At 66.9% G+C, this 16,997-nt stretch carries 12 protein-coding genes, 2 rRNA genes and 1 pseudogene (1 of these 15 only partly in view); 5 read left to right on the forward strand and 10 right to left on the reverse strand.

The annotated features are described in order from the left end of the window. Positions 1-37 precede the first annotated feature (37 nt). The 3 genes from HD596_RS53020 to HD596_RS53030 are packed head-to-tail and all read right to left on the reverse strand — an operon-like array spanning position 38 to position 1,904. The gene (locus tag HD596_RS53020; protein WP_185077022.1) at positions 38-937 is read right to left on the reverse strand and encodes an NAD kinase; all 900 of its coding nucleotides are present in this window, start codon (positions 935-937) and stop codon (positions 38-40) included. Further along, positions 934-1,746 carry a TlyA family RNA methyltransferase gene (locus HD596_RS53025; protein ID WP_185077023.1) on the reverse strand — a complete coding sequence of 271 codons (813 nt, stop codon included), beginning with the start codon at positions 1,744-1,746 and terminating at the stop codon, positions 934-936. The genes HD596_RS53020 and HD596_RS53025 overlap by 4 nt, the downstream gene beginning before the upstream one ends. Further along, complete coding sequence (locus HD596_RS53030) at positions 1,743-1,904, reverse strand: hypothetical protein (protein WP_185077024.1); 162 nt, start codon at positions 1,902-1,904, stop codon at positions 1,743-1,745. Before HD596_RS53030 ends, HD596_RS53025 begins: the two co-directional genes overlap by 4 nt. 128 nt (positions 1,905-2,032) lie before the next feature. Here HD596_RS53030 and HD596_RS53035 point away from each other — a divergent pair, with 128 nt between their 5' ends. Continuing rightward, positions 2,033-2,380 carry an SCP2 sterol-binding domain-containing protein gene (locus HD596_RS53035; protein ID WP_185077025.1) on the forward strand — a complete coding sequence of 116 codons (348 nt, stop codon included), beginning with the start codon at positions 2,033-2,035 and terminating at the stop codon, positions 2,378-2,380. A 617-nt stretch (positions 2,381-2,997) separates the two neighbouring features. Here the strand turns inward: HD596_RS53035 and HD596_RS53040 are convergent. From HD596_RS53040 to HD596_RS53050, 3 genes are all read right to left on the reverse strand, one after another. Next, entirely contained in the window at positions 2,998-3,288 is a 291-nt protein-coding gene (locus HD596_RS53040; RefSeq protein ID WP_185077026.1) for a hypothetical protein, read from the reverse strand. A gap of 72 nt (positions 3,289-3,360) precedes the next feature. After that, complete coding sequence (locus HD596_RS53045) at positions 3,361-4,332, reverse strand: HAD-IIA family hydrolase (protein ID WP_185077027.1); 972 nt, start codon at positions 4,330-4,332, stop codon at positions 3,361-3,363. A gap of 814 nt (positions 4,333-5,146) precedes the next feature. After that, positions 5,147-5,569 carry a tetratricopeptide repeat protein gene (locus HD596_RS53050; RefSeq protein WP_185077028.1) on the reverse strand — a complete coding sequence of 141 codons (423 nt, stop codon included), beginning with the start codon at positions 5,567-5,569 and terminating at the stop codon, positions 5,147-5,149. Between the two features lie 140 nt (positions 5,570-5,709). Here HD596_RS53050 and HD596_RS63200 point away from each other — a divergent pair. Both HD596_RS63200 and HD596_RS53065 read left to right on the forward strand, forming a co-directional pair. Further along, a pseudogene (locus HD596_RS63200) lies at positions 5,710-6,471 on the forward strand (DUF1015 domain-containing protein); the annotation flags it as partial. 546 nt (positions 6,472-7,017) lie between these two features. Beyond that, entirely contained in the window at positions 7,018-7,590 is a 573-nt protein-coding gene (locus HD596_RS53065; RefSeq protein WP_221521420.1) for a DUF1015 domain-containing protein, read from the forward strand. Positions 7,591-8,147: 557 nt separating this feature from the next. Here the strand turns inward: HD596_RS53065 and HD596_RS53070 are convergent. Beyond that, complete coding sequence (locus HD596_RS53070) at positions 8,148-8,567, reverse strand: single-stranded DNA-binding protein (RefSeq protein WP_185077029.1); 420 nt, start codon at positions 8,565-8,567, stop codon at positions 8,148-8,150. A gap of 110 nt (positions 8,568-8,677) precedes the next feature. On the opposite strand from HD596_RS53070, the gene HD596_RS53075 reads away from it, so the two are divergent. Beyond that, complete coding sequence (locus tag HD596_RS53075; protein ID WP_185077030.1) at positions 8,678-9,613, forward strand: MBL fold metallo-hydrolase; 936 nt, start codon at positions 8,678-8,680, stop codon at positions 9,611-9,613. A gap of 950 nt (positions 9,614-10,563) precedes the next feature. Here the strand turns inward: HD596_RS53075 and HD596_RS53080 are convergent. After that, on the reverse strand, positions 10,564-11,739 hold the full coding sequence (locus tag HD596_RS53080) for a hypothetical protein (protein WP_313046930.1): 1,176 nt from the start codon (positions 11,737-11,739) through the stop codon (positions 10,564-10,566). On the opposite strand from HD596_RS53080, the gene HD596_RS64420 reads away from it, so the two are divergent. Then, positions 11,677-13,569, forward strand: a complete 1,893-nt coding sequence (locus HD596_RS64420) for a hypothetical protein (RefSeq protein ID WP_281398980.1) — start codon at positions 11,677-11,679, stop codon at positions 13,567-13,569. The two genes, HD596_RS53080 and HD596_RS64420, sit on opposite strands and share 63 nt — an antisense overlap. A 282-nt stretch (positions 13,570-13,851) precedes the next feature. Here HD596_RS64420 and rrf read toward each other — a convergent pair. Continuing rightward, positions 13,852-13,968: ribosomal RNA gene (gene rrf / locus HD596_RS53085) — 5S ribosomal RNA — on the reverse strand. A gap of 74 nt (positions 13,969-14,042) precedes the next feature. Continuing rightward, positions 14,043-16,997, reverse strand: a 23S ribosomal RNA gene (locus HD596_RS53090); it runs 148 nt beyond the window's last position.

Here is a 16,997-nt window from a genome sequence, read left to right on the forward strand (position 1 = left end):
TGCCCAGGCGATCCTACGCGGTCCCGCCTCCATTGACTCAGGGTCGCACCCTTCCGCGCCAGCCCTGCACAGGAAGCTCGAACTTGGCGACCAACCTGTCGGTGAACGGCGCGCCGCTGCTCTCCACGCCGTGCAGCCGCGCCAGGCGTACGGGCTCGGCGCCTCTGCGCACCTCGACCCGCGAGCCCGACGGCAGCTCGAAGCGGCGCCGCCCGTCGCACCACAGGACGCCGCCCGGCGTCTCGGGCAGGATCTCGACGGCCAGCGTGGAGCGCGGCGAGGCCACCAACGGCCTGGCGAACAGCGCGTGCGCGCTGATGGGCACCATGAGCAGCGCCTCCACCTCCGGCCACACGACGGGTCCGCCCGCTGAGAAAGCATAGGCCGTCGAGCCCGTCGGGGTGGCGCAGATCACGCCGTCGCACCCCCACCGCGACAGGGGGCGGCCGTCGATCTCGGCGACCACCTCGAGCATGCGCTCCTGCTTCTCCACGGTCACCTCGTTGAGGGCCCACGTGTCGGCGATCACCCGGCCGTTCTGCCTGGCGAGAACGTCGATCGTCATGCGCTCCTCGACGTCGTAGCGGCCCGCCACGACGCTGTCGACCGCCTCGGCCAGGTCGGCGACCTCCGCCTCGGCCAGGAACCCGACATGTCCGAGATTGACTCCCAGCAGCGGCGTGCCCGCCGGCTTGGTCAGCTCGGCGGCGCGCAGCAGCGTGCCGTCTCCACCGAGCACGATCATGACCTCGGCGTCCTTGACCGCGCCCGGGTCTCCGGGCACCGCCTCCACGCCGCCGCAGCCGACCTCGGCATACTCGGACTCGAGCACCCTGACGTTGATACCGGCGTCCACCAGCCGGTTGATGACCAGGCGAGCGCTCTCGACTGCGGCGTCACGCCCGGTGTGTACGGCGACCAGCACGGTCCGGTTCATTGCGGCCCTTCCGCGACGGCACGCTGGATCTCGGCTTCGAGGTCGGCGACAGCGGGCTCGCCCTCCCCTTTGCCCAGCCAGAGCAGATATTCGACATTTCCCGATGGTCCCGGCAACGGGCTGGCGGTCACGCCGCGCACCGTCAGCCCCAGCTCCCGGGCCTTGGCGGCGGCATCGCTCACCGAACGCCTGCGCAACTCGGGATCGCGCACGACGCCACCCGCCCCGACGAGGTCCTTGCCCACCTCGAACTGCGGTTTTACCAGCATCACGAAATCGGCCCGCGGCGCGGCGACCGAGGCCAGCGCGGGCAGCACCAGCCGCAGCGAGATGAACGACAGGTCGCCCACGACCAGCGTGGGCGGCTCGCCGACCATCTCGGGGGTCAGGTCGCGTACGTTGACGCGCTCCATCACCGTCACCCGCTCATCGGTACGCAGCGACCACGCCAGCTGGCCGTAGCCCACGTCCACGGCGAGCACGTGGCCGGCGCCGCGGCGCAGCAGCACGTCCGTGAACCCGCCGGTGGAGGCGCCCGCGTCGAGGCAGCGCCGGCCCTCCACGCTCAGATTCTCGAACGCCTCGAGCGCGCCGAGCAGTTTGTGCGCTCCTCGCGAAACATAGTCGGGCCCGTCCTCCGACTCGGCGACCACGATGGCGGAGGCGGTCTCGACCTGGGTGGCGGGCTTGCGCGCCGGCTGGCCCGCGACGCTGACCCGGCCGGCCTCGATGAGCTGGGCGGCCTGCTCGCGCGACCTGGCCAGGCCCCGGCGTACCAGCTCGCTGTCGAGGCGGATCCGCCGGCTCACTGCTCTTCCACTGCGGTGGCCAGCACGGACTCGAGCCCGGAGAACGCCTCGTCGAAGACCTGAACGTGCTCGCTCACCGGCAGCTCGCCAAGACGGCCCAGACCGGCCACGATGGCATCGACCCGCTCGTCGCCGGTCTCCTCCGGCAGCTCACTCATGACTCGACGGTAACGCCTCCCGCGAGCGCCCGGGACCTTGGCAGGCGTGTCACGCGTTGAAGCTCATACAGGGGTGCTACTGATGTGGAACGCTACCGTCCGCAAAGGGAAATGAAAGGATGCGCATCATGGCAAGCGTCGAGGAGTGCCGGGCGGCACTGGTGAAGCTCGTCGCCCAGTTCGACGAGATCGACGAGCAGGATCGTGCCAAACACGTGGTCGAGCGGACGGTCAGCTGCCGGGTTCCCGACCTCGATGTGATCTTCTACGGCCGGCTGCACCACGGGGGGCTCGACCCGTTCACCGAACATCCACCATCGGACGGCAAGCCGGCGGACGTCAAGCTCACGATCGCGAGCGACGACCTGATCGCCCTGGTGGACGGGGAACTGGACCTCGCTCGCGCGCTCCTGGGAGGACGAGTGAAGGTCGACGCCAGCTTCGGCGACCTCCTCCGCCTCCGCAGGCTCCTCTAACGACACCCCACCCACCCACCAAGCCCACCACCTCACTCCAACAAACCCACCACACCACACCACCCAATCAGTCACCCCACCAAGTGACCCACCGTCCCACCCAATCAGTCACCCCACCCAGTAACTCGCCGCCCTACCCCTCGGGCCCGCAAACACCCCCAATCCTCCCCAGCCGCCCCGCAAGGGCGGCTCACCACTCACCGCCCCCACCGCCTGCTCGACCTCCCTCCAGCTGAGGCAGTCCACCTGGCGACCACTGACCACGATCGACATGGTCGCCACACTGGCACCACTCTCGCTGGGGCCGCCCACCGCTGAGACCACACAAGCCTCCCGCCCAACCCACTGACACCGGGCAGCCAAAAATCAGACCGCCACCACCAGCCCGTCGCACCTCAGATCGCCAGCACCAGCCCGTCCAGCACCAAGGCCAGCAGCGGGGCAGACACCATCCATCAGCCCCATGCCAGACGAGCACCCAGAGGGCAGGCTTCATTCGCCGCACAGGCCGCCGACGCCCATTGGCCCACTACAGCCACGCCGGCGTCTCAACCCCCGCCAACACCACTCAGCGGAGAAACCCGACCGGCCCACCCGTCCCACAGCAGCAACGACGGCTATGGCAACGACGGCAACGGCCACGCGGCAAAGGCAACGGCTTGGCGACGGCGACGTGACGACGGCGACGTGACGACGGCGACGTGACGACGGCGACGTGACGACGGCGACGTGACGACGGCAACCACGACCACGGCGGCGACCACGACCACGGCAACCACGACCACGGCGGCGACCACGACCACGGCAGCGGCAGCGGCAGCGGCAGCGGCAGCGGCAGCGGCAGCGGCAGCGGCAGCGGCAGCGGCAGCGGCAGCGGCAAAACACCCGGCAACCTGCACCGGATTCACCGGTCTGACCTCTATGCGGCAACACTTCAGCCAGACCGGCGCACCCTCAACGGTGGCCCAGCCCCGCGAACCTCAACCCAACCGATCCAGCACGGGCTTCACGGCGTCCTCCTCGACCCGCCCCTCACCAGCAACGGCCCACGCCGCGTCGCAGGCAGCCCGCAGCCCGTCAATCCGGCTCCCGTCGCCATCGAGTCGCAGCACGCCGTCCTGCCACCGAGCCCGCCACCCCCCGCAAGCCCCATCTCGCACCTCGGGATAAGACTCCAGCAACGTACGCAGATCCTCACCGACATAGGTGGGCCGATGACGCGGTCCCGCTGTCAGCACATCGACAGCCGTCGCCACGCCGGTCAGCACCAGCAGGCTCTCAACCCCCGCATTGGACGCGCCCTCGATATCGGTGTCCAGCCGATCCCCCACAACCAGCGGCCGCCGCGCCCCCGTACGAATCATGGACTCCCGATGCAACGGCGGATCAGGCTTACCCGCATAAACCGGCTCCACCCCGGTAGCCGCTGCGATCACCCGAACCATCGCCCCGTTCCCCGGCAACTCCCCTCGCCCGGTAGGCATCGTGGTATCCCCGTTGGAGGCCACGAACAACGCCCCCTGCCGCACCGCCAGCGCCCCTTCGGACAGCAACCCATACGACAGACCGGGGGCGATCCCCTGCACTACGGCAACAGGCGACTCGGCCGCGGTAGAAACCGGCCGAAGCCCCCGATCCCGTACGGCCAGCCGCAAGCCGGACCCTCCGACGACGAGCACGTTCGACCCAGGCGGCACCCTTTCAGCAACCAACCGCGCAGCCGCCTGAGCCGAAGTCACCACATCGTCAGCCGAGGCCGGCGCCCCGAGCTCGCGCAGGTGCGTGGCGATGGCAGCAGGCGTACGAGAGGCGTTGTTGGTGACGTACGCCAACCGCACCCCGCGCCGCTGAGCCTCCTCCAAGGCGGCCGGCGCCCCCGGCACCGCATGGCTGCCCAGGTACACCACCCCGTCGAGGTCGAGCAGCAGGGTGTCATAGCCGTCGATCAGCACAGTGCCTCTCCCCGTTTGACTCTCACGCCGCGTGCGACTTTAGCGCCGCCTCAACCCTCATCCACACAAAGGCCGACCATTTCCCGGCCCCACCGCCCAATCCCACGCCCACTCACCCCCACCAAACCCATAACCCACTTCGCAACCCAGAGCCCTCGTCACACCGGCGAACCCAACAAACCCTCAAACCCCGCAGCCAAAGCCCTCACCGCAACCCCAACCCATCAAGCAGTCAACGCCGTCGCCCAACCCAACAAACCCTCACCCCAGGGTCCGCAACAAGCCCTCAACCCGCCTCGCAACCAGAGCCCCCCACACCGCCACACCCAACCGACCCATAAACCCCGCAGCCCAAAACCCTCACTGCACCTCCCAAGCCCATCAAGCCCTCAACCGCCGCCGCCCAACCCAACAAACCCTCAGCCAGGGCCTGTAACCCTCGCCCCAGCGCCCGTAACAAGCCCCTTACCCCCGTGAGCCTCAAGCACAGAACCACCGATCACACCCGGAACCCCCATAAAGCCCCGCCGCCCTCGTGCCCATGGGACGCGACCGGCGCCCCCACGGACATCGCCAACCGCCGACCAGTGCCACGCCATTGCCGACCGCCCGTTCCCCCGACGACAACAGGAACGCCGCCTACCGCCCACTCACACCAGGCAGGCTCAAAAACGCCCCAACACCCAAACCTCGTCAGAACGACGCAAGACATCGCTCAACGCGCATCCCACACCCAGACCCACACACGTTCAGACAGCCAAAGAAGACGACCACAAGTGACCAGGGCAGATCACCGACGCCCCACGCCCTCCGACTACATTTCGCGACGAGCTCGCAAGGTAGCGCGAACACTCTTCAAAGCCGACACATAATGCCGCTCATCCGGCCGCATGGCCACCGCGATGGCCAGGGGCTCCTGGGCCCCCTCCACATCCCCGGTCCGCCACAGCGCCAGCCCCAACCCAAAGTAGGCATAATCCTCGGCCGGATTAGCATTCACGATCTGCCGGAAACTGGCGGCAGCCTCCGCGTACTGCCGTGAATTGAACTGCGCCCGAGCCAGCGCCTCCAGGATGCTGCGCGATTCGGGTTCGGCCGCGGCGGCGCGCTCCAGCAACGCGGCGGCGGCAGCCGGACTGCCCTCTTTCAGCAACCTCACGCCACGCTGATACCAATCGTAAACACCGCCGCCGGGAGCGCCTGGGTTCTCGTCTTGAACGTTTCCATCGTGGGCCATGCGTGGGGACTCCTTCATCGCTGAACGACGACCCGCTTCGCCGTGCTGCGGAACGGGCACGGGCTGCAACCATGGGGCGACTTCCGGAAGGCGCAAGCATTTATGGGAGCATGCCCGGTATGGGGACTCCTGAACTGCCGATGCCGGACGGGCTGGTGCTGCGACCCTTCCGAGGGGTACGTTTCGCCGTCGAAGATCCCGCCAAGGTGACCTCCCCACCGTACGACCTGATCTCCGACGCCGATGTGGACGCACTCCTGGACTCCCATCCAAACAACGTCGTCCGACTCATCCTTCCCCGCTCCCCCCGAGGCGATTCCTCCGGCAAGTCACCAGCCCCCCATCGGCAGCAGGAACCAAACCAAACACCCAGCACCGCACCCCACCGCCTCTCGACCCAGGGCGAGCCGGCCGCCATGCAGCAACAGGAGTCCGCTCCTCCCACACCGTCCGACGCCGGGCACGAAACCCGCTACGCCACGGCGCGGAACACGCTGAGGGCCTGGCTGGACACGGGCGTCCTAGTGCCGGACGACGTTCCGGCGCTCTATGTGTACGAGCAGAGCGGGCCGAACGTCCTGCAACGCGGCTTGATCGGCGACGTGGGCCTGGCCGATCCGGGACAGCGCATCATCCTTCCCCACGAGGACGTCATGCCGGGCCCCATCACCGACCGGCTCGCCCTCATGAGCACCACACAGGCCAACCTCGAGCCCATCTTCCTCCTCTACAACGGCGACAACGGTACGGCCACTCGCCTGGTGGACGAGGTGGCCTCCAAACGGCGCCCTCTCGTGTCCGCCCACACTGAGGACGGCCTCACACACCGCCTGTGGGCCATCACGGACACATCCGAGATCAACGCGATAAACGCCGATCTCCACGACCGCCAAGCCCTGATCGCCGACGGCCACCACCGGTACGCGACGTACCGCGTACTCCAACGCCAGGAGCACGCCACCCGCCGCTCCCCCCAGCCCGAGCCCTCAGCCCCCACCGCCACGACACCAGAACCACCCACCTCCTCAAGGGCCCAGTCACCCACCGCTCCGGAGGCAGGATCGTCCGTTCCCCCAAAGGCGCTGTCACCCAGCGCCGCAGAGTCAGAGCCGGCGGATGTCTTCAAGGCCCACCCGCTCGCCACCACCACCACGCATCCAGCCACCACTTCAGAAGCAGAGCAGCCCGACGCCACCCCAGCGGCTCGACCCGACGCCGCGTCTGACGCTCTGTCGCCTCCCTTTGCGGTCGAGCCAGCGGCTCAGCCCTCTCATCCAGCCATGCCTTCGGAACCACAGGCGTCTTCCCCCAGCGGGAACCTCGACCCGGATGGGAAGCCGTCGATCCCTGAGGTCCCCTCAGCCACCGACGTCTCTGGTGCCGCCGGTGGCCCCCGTGAGGCCGGGTCTGGGCGCTCCAGCGGCGGCGGCCGTTCGACACCGCAACCCGTGGTCGGGCCGTGGGACTTCGGGCTGGCACTGCTCGTCGACTCCACCGCCTACCCGCCCAATCTGCAGGCCATCCACCGCGTGATCCCCGGACTCCCGCTTGCCGAGGCGGTCGCCAAGGCTAAAGGCGCGTGGCGCGTTCACGACTTCGGCGATTTGGCGCAGGGCCTGGCCGCCCTGAAGGAGGCTGCGGAGCCGGCCTTCCTGCTCGCCGGGGAGGGCGGCACGCATCTGCTCACCAACCCTGACCCGGTGCAGCTCGCCCGCGCCATGCCACCTGATCATTCCGACCGCTGGAACTCCCTCAACACCTCCATCCTCACGGAGTTCGTCCTGCCCAAGGTGTGGGGCATGCGCGACGACGAGCAGGCCGTACGCATCGTCCATCACGACACGGACGCCGCGGTGCGACTGGCCATTCGCACCGGCGGCACCGCGGTGCTCCTCAAGCCGCTCGCGGTCGACGATGTACTTGCCGTCGCTGCGGGCGGTGAACGAGTCCCCCGCAAGTCCACCTCCTTCGGCCCGAAGCCCAGGACCGGCCTGGTCCTCCGTACGTTCGCCATCGACTGACGCAGCCGTCTCCTCCCGACCGCGGCGCCTGATTCTTCACGACCACTGCCGTCCGCCGTATGCGCGGCGAGCGCAAGCACCTCCCCGCCGTCCATAAAGTGCTGTGCGGGCAGCGGCTCCGGGTGGCTCTGCGAGAACCAGCCGCGGGCGACGGGTCTCACTGAACGGTGCAATACCCAGCGCGACCACCCACCCGCAGACGGCCCCGATCAGATGGCCGGCCCAGCCACCCACCAGCGAGCACCTCCTGGCCGAAATACCGCATGTGATGACCGCAGGCACTGGCTACCGCTGACCTCAGTTGCCGGTTGCGTGCACTCGATCGGCCCATACGTCGTGGCGCGGCCGAGGAAAGCCACGCCCGCGGCTGGCCAGCCCGCCGCCCCACGAGAAGCGCTGTCCTAAGACCGGGCGAGGCTCCGGCGGTCTCCGCACACGCCAGTCCTCCGTGTCCGCCCAGTCCGCCACCCCACGAGAAGCGCTGTCCTAAGGCCGGGCGAGGCTCCGGCGGTCTCCGCACACGCCGGTCCTCTGTGCCCGGTGACGCGGCGGGTGGGTCAGCTTGCTGGGGCGAGGTAGACGACTTGGCGGGGGATCAGGGCGGCGAGGTTTCCGTGGGGGCTTCGGGTGGGGCTGTCCGGAAGGTCGCTGGGGAGGGGAACGTCGGCTTCGTACGGTTTGGCGGAGCTCACCTCCACCTCGTACCGCCAGATCTTGGCTGCGGGCGGGCCGAAGACGCGGCAGCGGAAAGACCCGGTCACCTCCATGTAGTCGCGGGGCTTGAGGCCGCGGACTGTGGCCGCCGCCTCCGGGTCGAAGGTGACGCACGGGATGCTGTCGGTCAGGGCGGCTCCGCGTCGGTTGCGGCGGCGGCGCACGATGATGCGCCACTTCGCCACCGTGTCGCCGCTGGGCAAGGGGTGCTCCTCGACCCCCGCCGACAGCCGGCCTACCAGCAGGACTTCGTTTCGATCCACTGTCGTCCTCCTATCGGTGCTCTGGTGGAGATCACTATCTACGATGAGGAGGAAGCCGGATCGGCTGGAACGCCGTTCTGGGGACAGCGGCTGGAGGGTCGGGAGTTCCTGTGGATAACATCACCGCGTTGGGTGGCGACGTCTATGAAATCGACACCAAAATGGCTGGATACACGGGTATCACGGCCGGCTACCTGATTTTGGGGGATCGGCCGTGCCTCGTGGAGACGGGCACCTCGACCTCGGCGCCCGTGGTGCGCGACGCGCTGGCCTCGCTCGGCGTCGGCCCAGAGGACCTGGCCACCGTCGTGGTGACGCACATTCATCTGGATCATGCCGGTGGCGTGGGCGACATCGCCAGGTTCTTCCCGTCCGCGCAGATCGTCGTACACGAGAAGGGCGCCCGCCATCTGGCTGATCCGTCACGGTTGATGGCCAGTGCGCGGATGGTGTGGGGTGACAAGCTCGACACACTATTTGGCGAACTGTCCCCTACCGAGGCCGAACGTATCGTGGCCCTCGGCGACACGGGGGCCATCGACCTGGGCAACGGACGTACGCTGAACAGCCACTACTCCCCTGGGCACGCGAAACACCACGTGGGCCTGATCGACTCCGCCACCGGTGACCTGTACGTCGGCGACGCGGCCGGCGTCTACCTTCCCGAGACAGGCGATCTGCGTCCGGCGACGCCGCCGCCGGACTTCGACCTGCAGACGGCGCTCGACTCGATCGCATTGTTCGAGGCACTTGGGCCGCAACGGCTGCTGTTCAGCCACTATGGGCCGGTTGATGCCGTACAGGAGACCTTGGGGCGGTCTGCGGAGGAGCTTCGCGTCTGGGTTGATCTCACCCGGCAGGCTCATGCTGAGGGTATGGATCTGGACCATGCCGTCGCCATGGTCAGGGATCGCACCAAGGATCGCTATCGGGCGTTGGAGGCTGCGGGTGGGGAGGATGGGGCGGCTGAGCAGCTCGAGCTGTTGAGCGGTGCTCCGTCGAACGTGGCGGGGATCCTCCACTGGCTCAACCGGGTCTCACCGTAGTCCGTGTGGTGGGAGGTGCCGGGCTATGGGGGTGGGCAGATGTCCCCCGCCGTCGCCTGGCCGGTGCCCGCTTTCACCGGCTGGCTGGTGTCCGCTTTGGTCGGCTGGTGCCCGCGTTCGCCAGCTGGCTGGTGCCCGCTTTGGTCGACTGGCTGGTCCCGCTTTCACCGGCTGGCTGGTGCCCGCTTTGGTCGGCTGGTCCCGCTTTCACCGGCTGGTCGGCAAAACCCGTTCAGAAGCCGTGCGTGTGGCGGTTCTCGGCTCATACGGGTCAGGGGGCGTCGTGCCGTTGCAGGGCGGCAGCGCCCGTACGAAGCGGCCATCCCCAGCGGGCTCAAAGCCGCTGCGCGGTGGGTCGTGCGCCGGTCTCGTGGCGTCAGGTACCCCGGATCACGCGTGTACGAGGCTCGTCGCAGCAGGTCAACGCTGTGCAGGAGTTCTCGTCGCCAGATGCTGCGGGACTCCATGTGCAAGTCCGTACCGCCAGGTGCCTATGGACTCATCATCCCCGGACGCGCGCAGCTCCGCACCGCGAGACGCATGCAAGCTCCTCGCCGTCAAAGACCTGCTGGATTCTCGCGGGTGGGACGGGTGCGGGACTTCACAGAGTCGGACGCGTATGGGATCCCAGGGCCGCCAGACGGGAGGTGGATTCCTCAGCGTCGTACGGGCCGCACTCTCGCCGTCAATCGCGCGCAGGATCCTCACGATCATGCCGTGCGGGACCACTCGGCGGGCCGGACAGGAGGCCATGTACGTGGCGGTCGAGCGGCCGACGTCGGTCACCGAGCGCGGCACGATCTGCGTGCCGGGCAGCCGGCCCACCGAGATGGACGGGCCGTGTGCGGGCGTTCGTCATTGGATGGGACCGTGACCCGTCCCCGCCGTAGCGGACCGGATTGGCCGTCGGATGGCGACGGTATCGGTCCGCGTACGGCGGGGACGTGGGGTCAGTCGTCGGACTTGCGCTTGACGTCCGAGGCGGGTTCGTCGGAGTCGTCGTTGAGCGTGTCGCCGAAGTCGGGCTCGATGAATGCCGGAGTGATACTCAGCACCTCGGCCTGCTTCGGGGCCTCCTGAGCAGGCCGCTCAGTCCGCTGCTCGTCAGCGTCGGCAGGATCGGGCCGCTCGGGCGCTTCGGCCGGGGCAGCCTGCTGACCGCGATCCGACGCGTCCGCGGGGGCGGCTTCTCGCGACTCCGCATCCCGTGCGTCTGCCGAGGCCGCCTCCTGTGGCTCCTCTTCCAGAACGTCCGCCGGCAGGACCCTGGTCGGCGCCGCTTCCCGCGGCTCCTCCTCGGCCGGGACCGTTTCCGGGGACTCCTCATCGACCACGTCGGCGCGTGCCTCGGCCTGGGCCGTTTCCGCGGACTCCCCGTCGAGCAGGTCGGCGGGTGCCTCGTCCGAGATGTTCTCCGGGGAGGCCAGGAGGTCGCCTGCTTCGGCCAGGGCCGTAGCGTCATCCACGTCCTCGGCCGCCTCAGCTGCCTCGGCCACGCCGGCGTCGTCGAAGTCGTCCTCGTAGTCGAAGTCCTCCTCGACGTCCTCGATGACGGACCCGCTCAGCTCGGCGTAGCGTTCGGCGGCGTCCGTCTCACCGTCCTCGTCGAACGCCATCGCCCGCCCGAACCAGTCCGTGGCCGCCTCCTGGTGCCCGGCATCGGCCAGAGCGTCCGCATACGCGAACGCCAGCCGCGCCGACCACGGCCTGGGCTGCGGGTCGCGCAGCTCGGGGAGGCGCTGCAGGGTGATCACGGCGGCGTCGTGCTGGCCCAGGTCACGGCGGGCGCCGGACTCCACGATGGTCAGCTCGATGCGTCCGGCGCGGTCGAGGCGCTCTGCCTCTGGCGAACGTACGAGGTCAAGCGCCCGCTCCGGACGGCCGAGACCGCGCTCGCAGTCGGCCATGACCGGCAGGTACGCGTCAGAGCCCGTCATCCTCCTGGCCGCGCGCAGATCGCTCAGCGCCTCGGAGAAGTGCCCCGCACGGTAGGCCACGATGCCCGCGGCCTCCCGTACGACGCCGATCCTGGCCGCGAACCTGCGCGCCACCTTCGTGTGTTCGTGCGCCTGGTCGGGGTCGTCGTCCTCGAGCGCCCGTTCGGCGGCGACGAGGTGCCGGCCCACCAGCTCGGCGAGGTCGCCGGGGAGGGAGCGCAGTTCCTCACGGACTTCCTTGTCGAGCTCGTCCGCGGTGATGTCGGGCGCGACCTCGGGCAGCTTCTCGCGCTGCGGGGCATCGGCCTCGCGGTCGGACCTGCCGTACCTGGCGCGGGTACCCGCGGAGCCGGGACGCTCGTCGCGGTCGTCCCGCGAGAACGGACGCGAGCCTTCGCGACGGGGGCCGAAGCCACGGTCGCCGCCACCACGCGGGCCGCGGTCGCCTTCGCGCCTGCCGCCGAATCCGCCTTCACGCCGCGGACCCCGGTCCTCACGGAACCCGCCCTCACGACGGTCGCCGTAACCGCCTTCGCGGCGGGGAGCGCCGTCGTCCCTCGAGAACGGACGCGAGCCACCTTCACGACGAGGGCCGTAGCCGCCTTCGCGCCGGTCACCGTAGCCGCCCTCGCGACGGGGGCCGCGATCATCCCGATCCCGGAACGAACGACGCTCCTCACCCTCACGACGGGGACCGCGATCGTCGCGGAACCCGCCCTCACGGCGCGGGCCACGATCGTCGCCCTCACGACGCGGGCCGCGATCGCCGCGGAATCCGCCCTCACGACGCGGACCACGATCGTCACCCTCACGACGCGGGCCGCGATCGCCGCGGAACCCGCCCTCACGACGGTCGCCGAAGCCGCCTTCCCGGCGCGGGCCTCGGTCATCACGGAATCCGCCCTCACGACGGTCCCCGTACCTGCCTTCACGCCGGTCGCCGAAACCGCCCTCGCGACGGGGACCGCGATCATCCCGATCCCGGAAGGGACGACGCTCCTCACCCTCACGACGGGGACCACGATCGTCACGATCCCGGTAGGTACGACGATCGTCACCCCGGGGTCCTCGATCATCACCCTCGCGTCGAGGGCCGCGGCTGTCGCCGAAGCCGCCCTCGCGGCGCGGGCCTCGGTCCTCACGGAATCCACCCTCACGGCGCGGCCCGCGATCGTCACGGAACCCACCCTCACGACGCGGGCCCCGGTCGTCACGGAACCCGCCCTCGCGACGCGGGCCGCGATCGTCACGGAACCCGCCCTCACGACGGTCGCCGAAGCCGCCCTCGCGGCGCGGGCCTCGGTCCTCACGGAATCCACCCTCACGGCGCGGCCCGCGATCGTCACGGAACCCACCCTCACGACGCGGACCACGATCGTCGCCCTCGCGACGCGGGCCCCGGTCGTCACGGAACCCGCCCTCACGGCGCGGGCCGCGATCGCCGCGGAAGCCGCCCTCACGACGGTCGCCGAAGCCGCCTTCCCGGCGTGGGCCTCGGTCCTCACGGAAGCCGCCCTCGCGACGGGGACCGCGATCATCCCGATCCCGGAACGGACGACGCTCCTCACCCTCACGGCGCGGACCGCGATCGTCCCTATAGCCTTCGTCGCGCTGCGGCGTCCTGTCTCCACGACCGTAGGAGCGCGACCTGTCGTCGGAACGGAACGGACGGTCGCCGCCGGAGTCTCGCCCGCTGGAGCCGCTCCTGCCGCCTCCGCTGGAGCGCCTGTCCCCATAGTCGCCGCGCCCGCGCTGTCCGCCGTCCGATCCGTTATCTCTGTTCACTTCTGTCCATTTCGTTGGCTCACCCAGCGGACTCACAACGACGGTCCACCGTGGCTAGTCGCCGCCTCCAGGGCCTTACGCGACGAAGGCCACCCGTGGGGTGGCCCGGTTCCTTCCAGCCTAGCAAGCCCTGGTACGTCCATGAGCCCGGACGCAAGCCATATATCGGCGGGACCACAAACGCACGGTCAGCGAGGGTGCTCGCTATGTCACCACGCCTCGCGGCAATCTTGATCCAGTGACCGGGGATTCGCCGAGGTTGCAACTCTGCAGCCTGAATGGTGGATGCCCTGCATTTCTTAATGAAGGCAATCGAATTGCGAAACAGCGCACAGTCCCGCCGTTAGTGGAACCGCACAGTTAGAGAAATCTGGGCTCGGAAGCCGAAATGGCCAGCGAGCGCAAGGGCGATCGCCGGCCGTGTGAGGGACCGCGCCTCACGGCTGCTCCACGCCCGTCGGCACAACACAAAAAAAGGGGGTCCGACGCACAAGGCGTCGAACCCCCTCAAAGATTGTCCGGCGGCGACCTACTCTCCCACACCCTCCCGAGTGCAGTACCATCGGCGCAGAGAAGCTTAACTTCCGGGTTCGGAATGTAACCGGGTGTTTCCTTCCCGCCATAACCGCCGTAACCCTACGAAACAGCCGCTTGCTGTCTCAGAATCACATAATGGACGCGAGCAACAACTTAGAAAAGTCTGCTTTGTGGTCAAGTCCTCGGCCTATTAGTACCGGTCAGCTCCACACGTTACCGCGCTTCCACCTCCGGCCTATCAACCCGGTCGTCTACCGGGAGCCTTACCCCCTCACAGGGTGGGAGACCTCATCTCAAGGCAAGCTTCCCGCTTAGATGCTTTCAGCGGTTATCCCTCCCGAACGTAGCCAACCAGCCGTGCACCTGGCGGTACAACTGGCACACCAGAGGTTCGTCCGTCCCGGTCCTCTCGTACTAGGGACAGCCCCTTTCAAGTCTCCTGCGCGCGCAGCGGATAGGGACCGAACTGTCTCGCGACGTTCTAAACCCAGCTCGCGTACCGCTTTAATGGGCGAACAGCCCAACCCTTGGGACCTACTCCAGCCCCAGGATGCGACGAGCCGACATCGAGGTGCCAAACCATCCCGTCGATATGGACTCTTGGGGAAGATCAGCCTGTTATCCCCGGGGTACCTTTTAGCCGTTGAGCGACACCGCTTCCACACGCCGATGCCGGATCACTAGTCCCAGCTTTCGCTCCTGCTCGACCCGTCAGTCTCACAGTCAAGCTCCCTTGTGCACTTACACTCAACACCTGATTGCCAACCAGGCTGAGGGAACCTTTGGGCGCCTCCGTTACCCTTTGGGAGGCAACCGCCCCAGTTAAACTACCCACCAGACACTGTCCCCGATCCGGATCACGGACCAGAGTTAGACATCCAAAACGACCAGAGTGGTATTTCACCAATGACTCCACCCGAACTAGCGTCCGAGCTTCCCAGTCTCCCACCTATCCTACACAAGCCGTTCCAAACACCAATGTCAAGCTGTAGTGAAGGTCCCGGGGTCTTTCCGTCCTGCTGCGCGAAACGAGCATCTTTACTCGTACTGCAATTTCACCGGGTCTGCGGTTGAGACAGCGGGGAAGTCGTTACGCCATTCGTGCAGGTCGGAACTTACCCGACAAGGAATTTCGCTACCTTAGGATGGTTATAGTTACCACCGCCGTTTACCGGCGCTTAAGTTCTCACCTTCGCCAGCCGAAGCTGACTAAGCGGTCCCCTTAACGTTCCGGCACCGGGCAGGCGTCAGTCCGTATACATCGTCTTACGACTTCGCACGGACCTGTGTTTTTAGTAAACAGTCGCTTCCCCCTGGCCACTGCGACCCCCACCAGCTCCGAGTGCAAAACCCATCACCAGCAGAGGTCCCCCTTCTCCCGAAGTTACGGGGGCAATTTGCCGAGTTCCTTAACCACAGTTCACCCGATCGCCTTAGTATTCTCTACCTGACCACCTGAGTCGGTTTAGGGTACGGGCCGCCACAACACTCGCTAGAGGCTTTTCTCGGCAGCATAGGATCATCCACTTCACCACAATCGGCTCGGCATCACATCTCAGGATATATGCGAGGCGGATTTGCCTACCTCACTCCCTACATGCTTACCCCAGGACAACCATCGCCTGGGCTGGACTACCTTCCTGCGTCACCCCATCGCTTACCTACTACCCGATCGGATCGAGCGTTCACTCTGACCCCAAGCCCGAAGGCCCGAGCGAGCTAAGGACTCTTAGCATCACGAGGTTCGATATGGGCGCGTTGAAGCGGGTACGGGAATATCAACCCGTTGTCCATCGACTACGCCTGTCGGCCTCGCCTTAGGTCCCGACTTACCCTGGGCGGATTAGCCTGCCCCAGGAACCCTTGGTCATCCGGCGCGAGGGTTTCTCACCCTCGATTCGCTACTCATGCCTGCATTCTCACTCGCACAGCCTCCACAACTAGATCACTCTGCTGCTTCACCGGCTGCACGACGCTCCCCTACCCACCAACAACACTTGGCTGTCAGTGCCACGACTTCGGCGGTGTACTTGAGCCCCGCTACATTGTCGGCGCAGAATCACTTGACCAGTGAGCTATTACGCACTCTTTCAAGGGTGGCTGCTTCTAAGCCAACCTCCTGGTTGTCTCTGCGACTCCACATCCTTTCCCACTTAGCACACGCTTAGGGGCCTTAGTCGGTGATCTGGGCTGTTTCCCTCTCGACTACGAACCTTATCGCCCGCAGTCTCACTGCCACGCTCTCACTTACCGGCATTCGGAGTTTGGCTGACGTCAGTAACCTTGTCGGGCCCATCGGCCATCCAGTGCTCTACCTCCGGCAAGAAACACGCGACGCTGCACCTAAATGCATTTCGGGGAGAACCAGCTATCACGGAGTTTGATTGGCCTTTCACCCCTACACACAGATCATCCCCCAGGTTTTCAACCCTGGTGGGTTCGGTCCTCCACCCAGTCTTACCTGAGCTTCAACCTGCCCATGCGTAGATCACTCCGCTTCGGGTCTACAGCATGCGACTCAACGCCCTATTCAGACTCGCTTTCGCTACGGCTCCCCCACACGGGTTAACCTCGCCACACACCATAACTCGCAGGCTCATTCTTCAAAAGGCACGCAGTCACATCACACAGAAGCAAGCTTCTGTAAGCTCCTACGGCTTGTAGGCACACGGTTTCAGGTACTATTTCACGACCCCTCACCGGGGCACTTTTCACCTTTCCCTCACGGTACTCGTGCACTATCGGTCACCAGGGAGTATTTAGGCTTACCAGGTGGTCCTGGCAGATTCACACAGGATTTCTCGAGCCCCGTGCTACTTGGGATCCCCTCAAGGAGTCCATCCGATTTCGTCTACCCGGCTCTCACGGTCTACGGCGCCCCTTCCCAGAGGCTTCAACTATCAGAAGGATTTATCACTCCTCGAAGCAGCGGCAGCCACTCCAAGAGGGTCCCACGACCCCGGACATGCAACGCCTGCCGGCTATCACACACGCCCGGTTTAGCCTCATCCGCTTTCGCTCACCACTACTCACGGAATCACTCTTGTTTTCTCTTCCTACGGGTACTGAGATGTTTCACTTCCCCGCGTTACCACCAACCGCCCTATACATTCAGGCGGAGGCAA

This window comes from Nonomuraea jabiensis, assembly GCF_014204795.1.
Classification (GTDB): Bacteria; Actinomycetota; Actinomycetes; order Streptosporangiales; family Streptosporangiaceae; genus Nonomuraea; species Nonomuraea jabiensis.

What these genes read in the sequence shown, in the direction of transcription:
- HD596_RS53020 (WP_185077022.1), bottom strand. Translation starts at nt 937, where the DNA reads ATGAACCGGACCGTGCTGGTCGCCGTACACACCGGGCGTGACGCCGCA.
- HD596_RS53030 (WP_185077024.1), bottom strand. Translation starts at nt 1,904, where the DNA reads ATGAGTGAGCTGCCGGAGGAGACCGGCGACGAGCGGGTCGATGCCATC.
- HD596_RS53035 (WP_185077025.1), top strand. Translation starts at nt 2,033, where the DNA reads ATGGCAAGCGTCGAGGAGTGCCGGGCGGCACTGGTGAAGCTCGTCGCC.
- HD596_RS53050 (WP_185077028.1), bottom strand. Translation starts at nt 5,569, where the DNA reads ATGGCCCACGATGGAAACGTTCAAGACGAGAACCCAGGCGCTCCCGGC.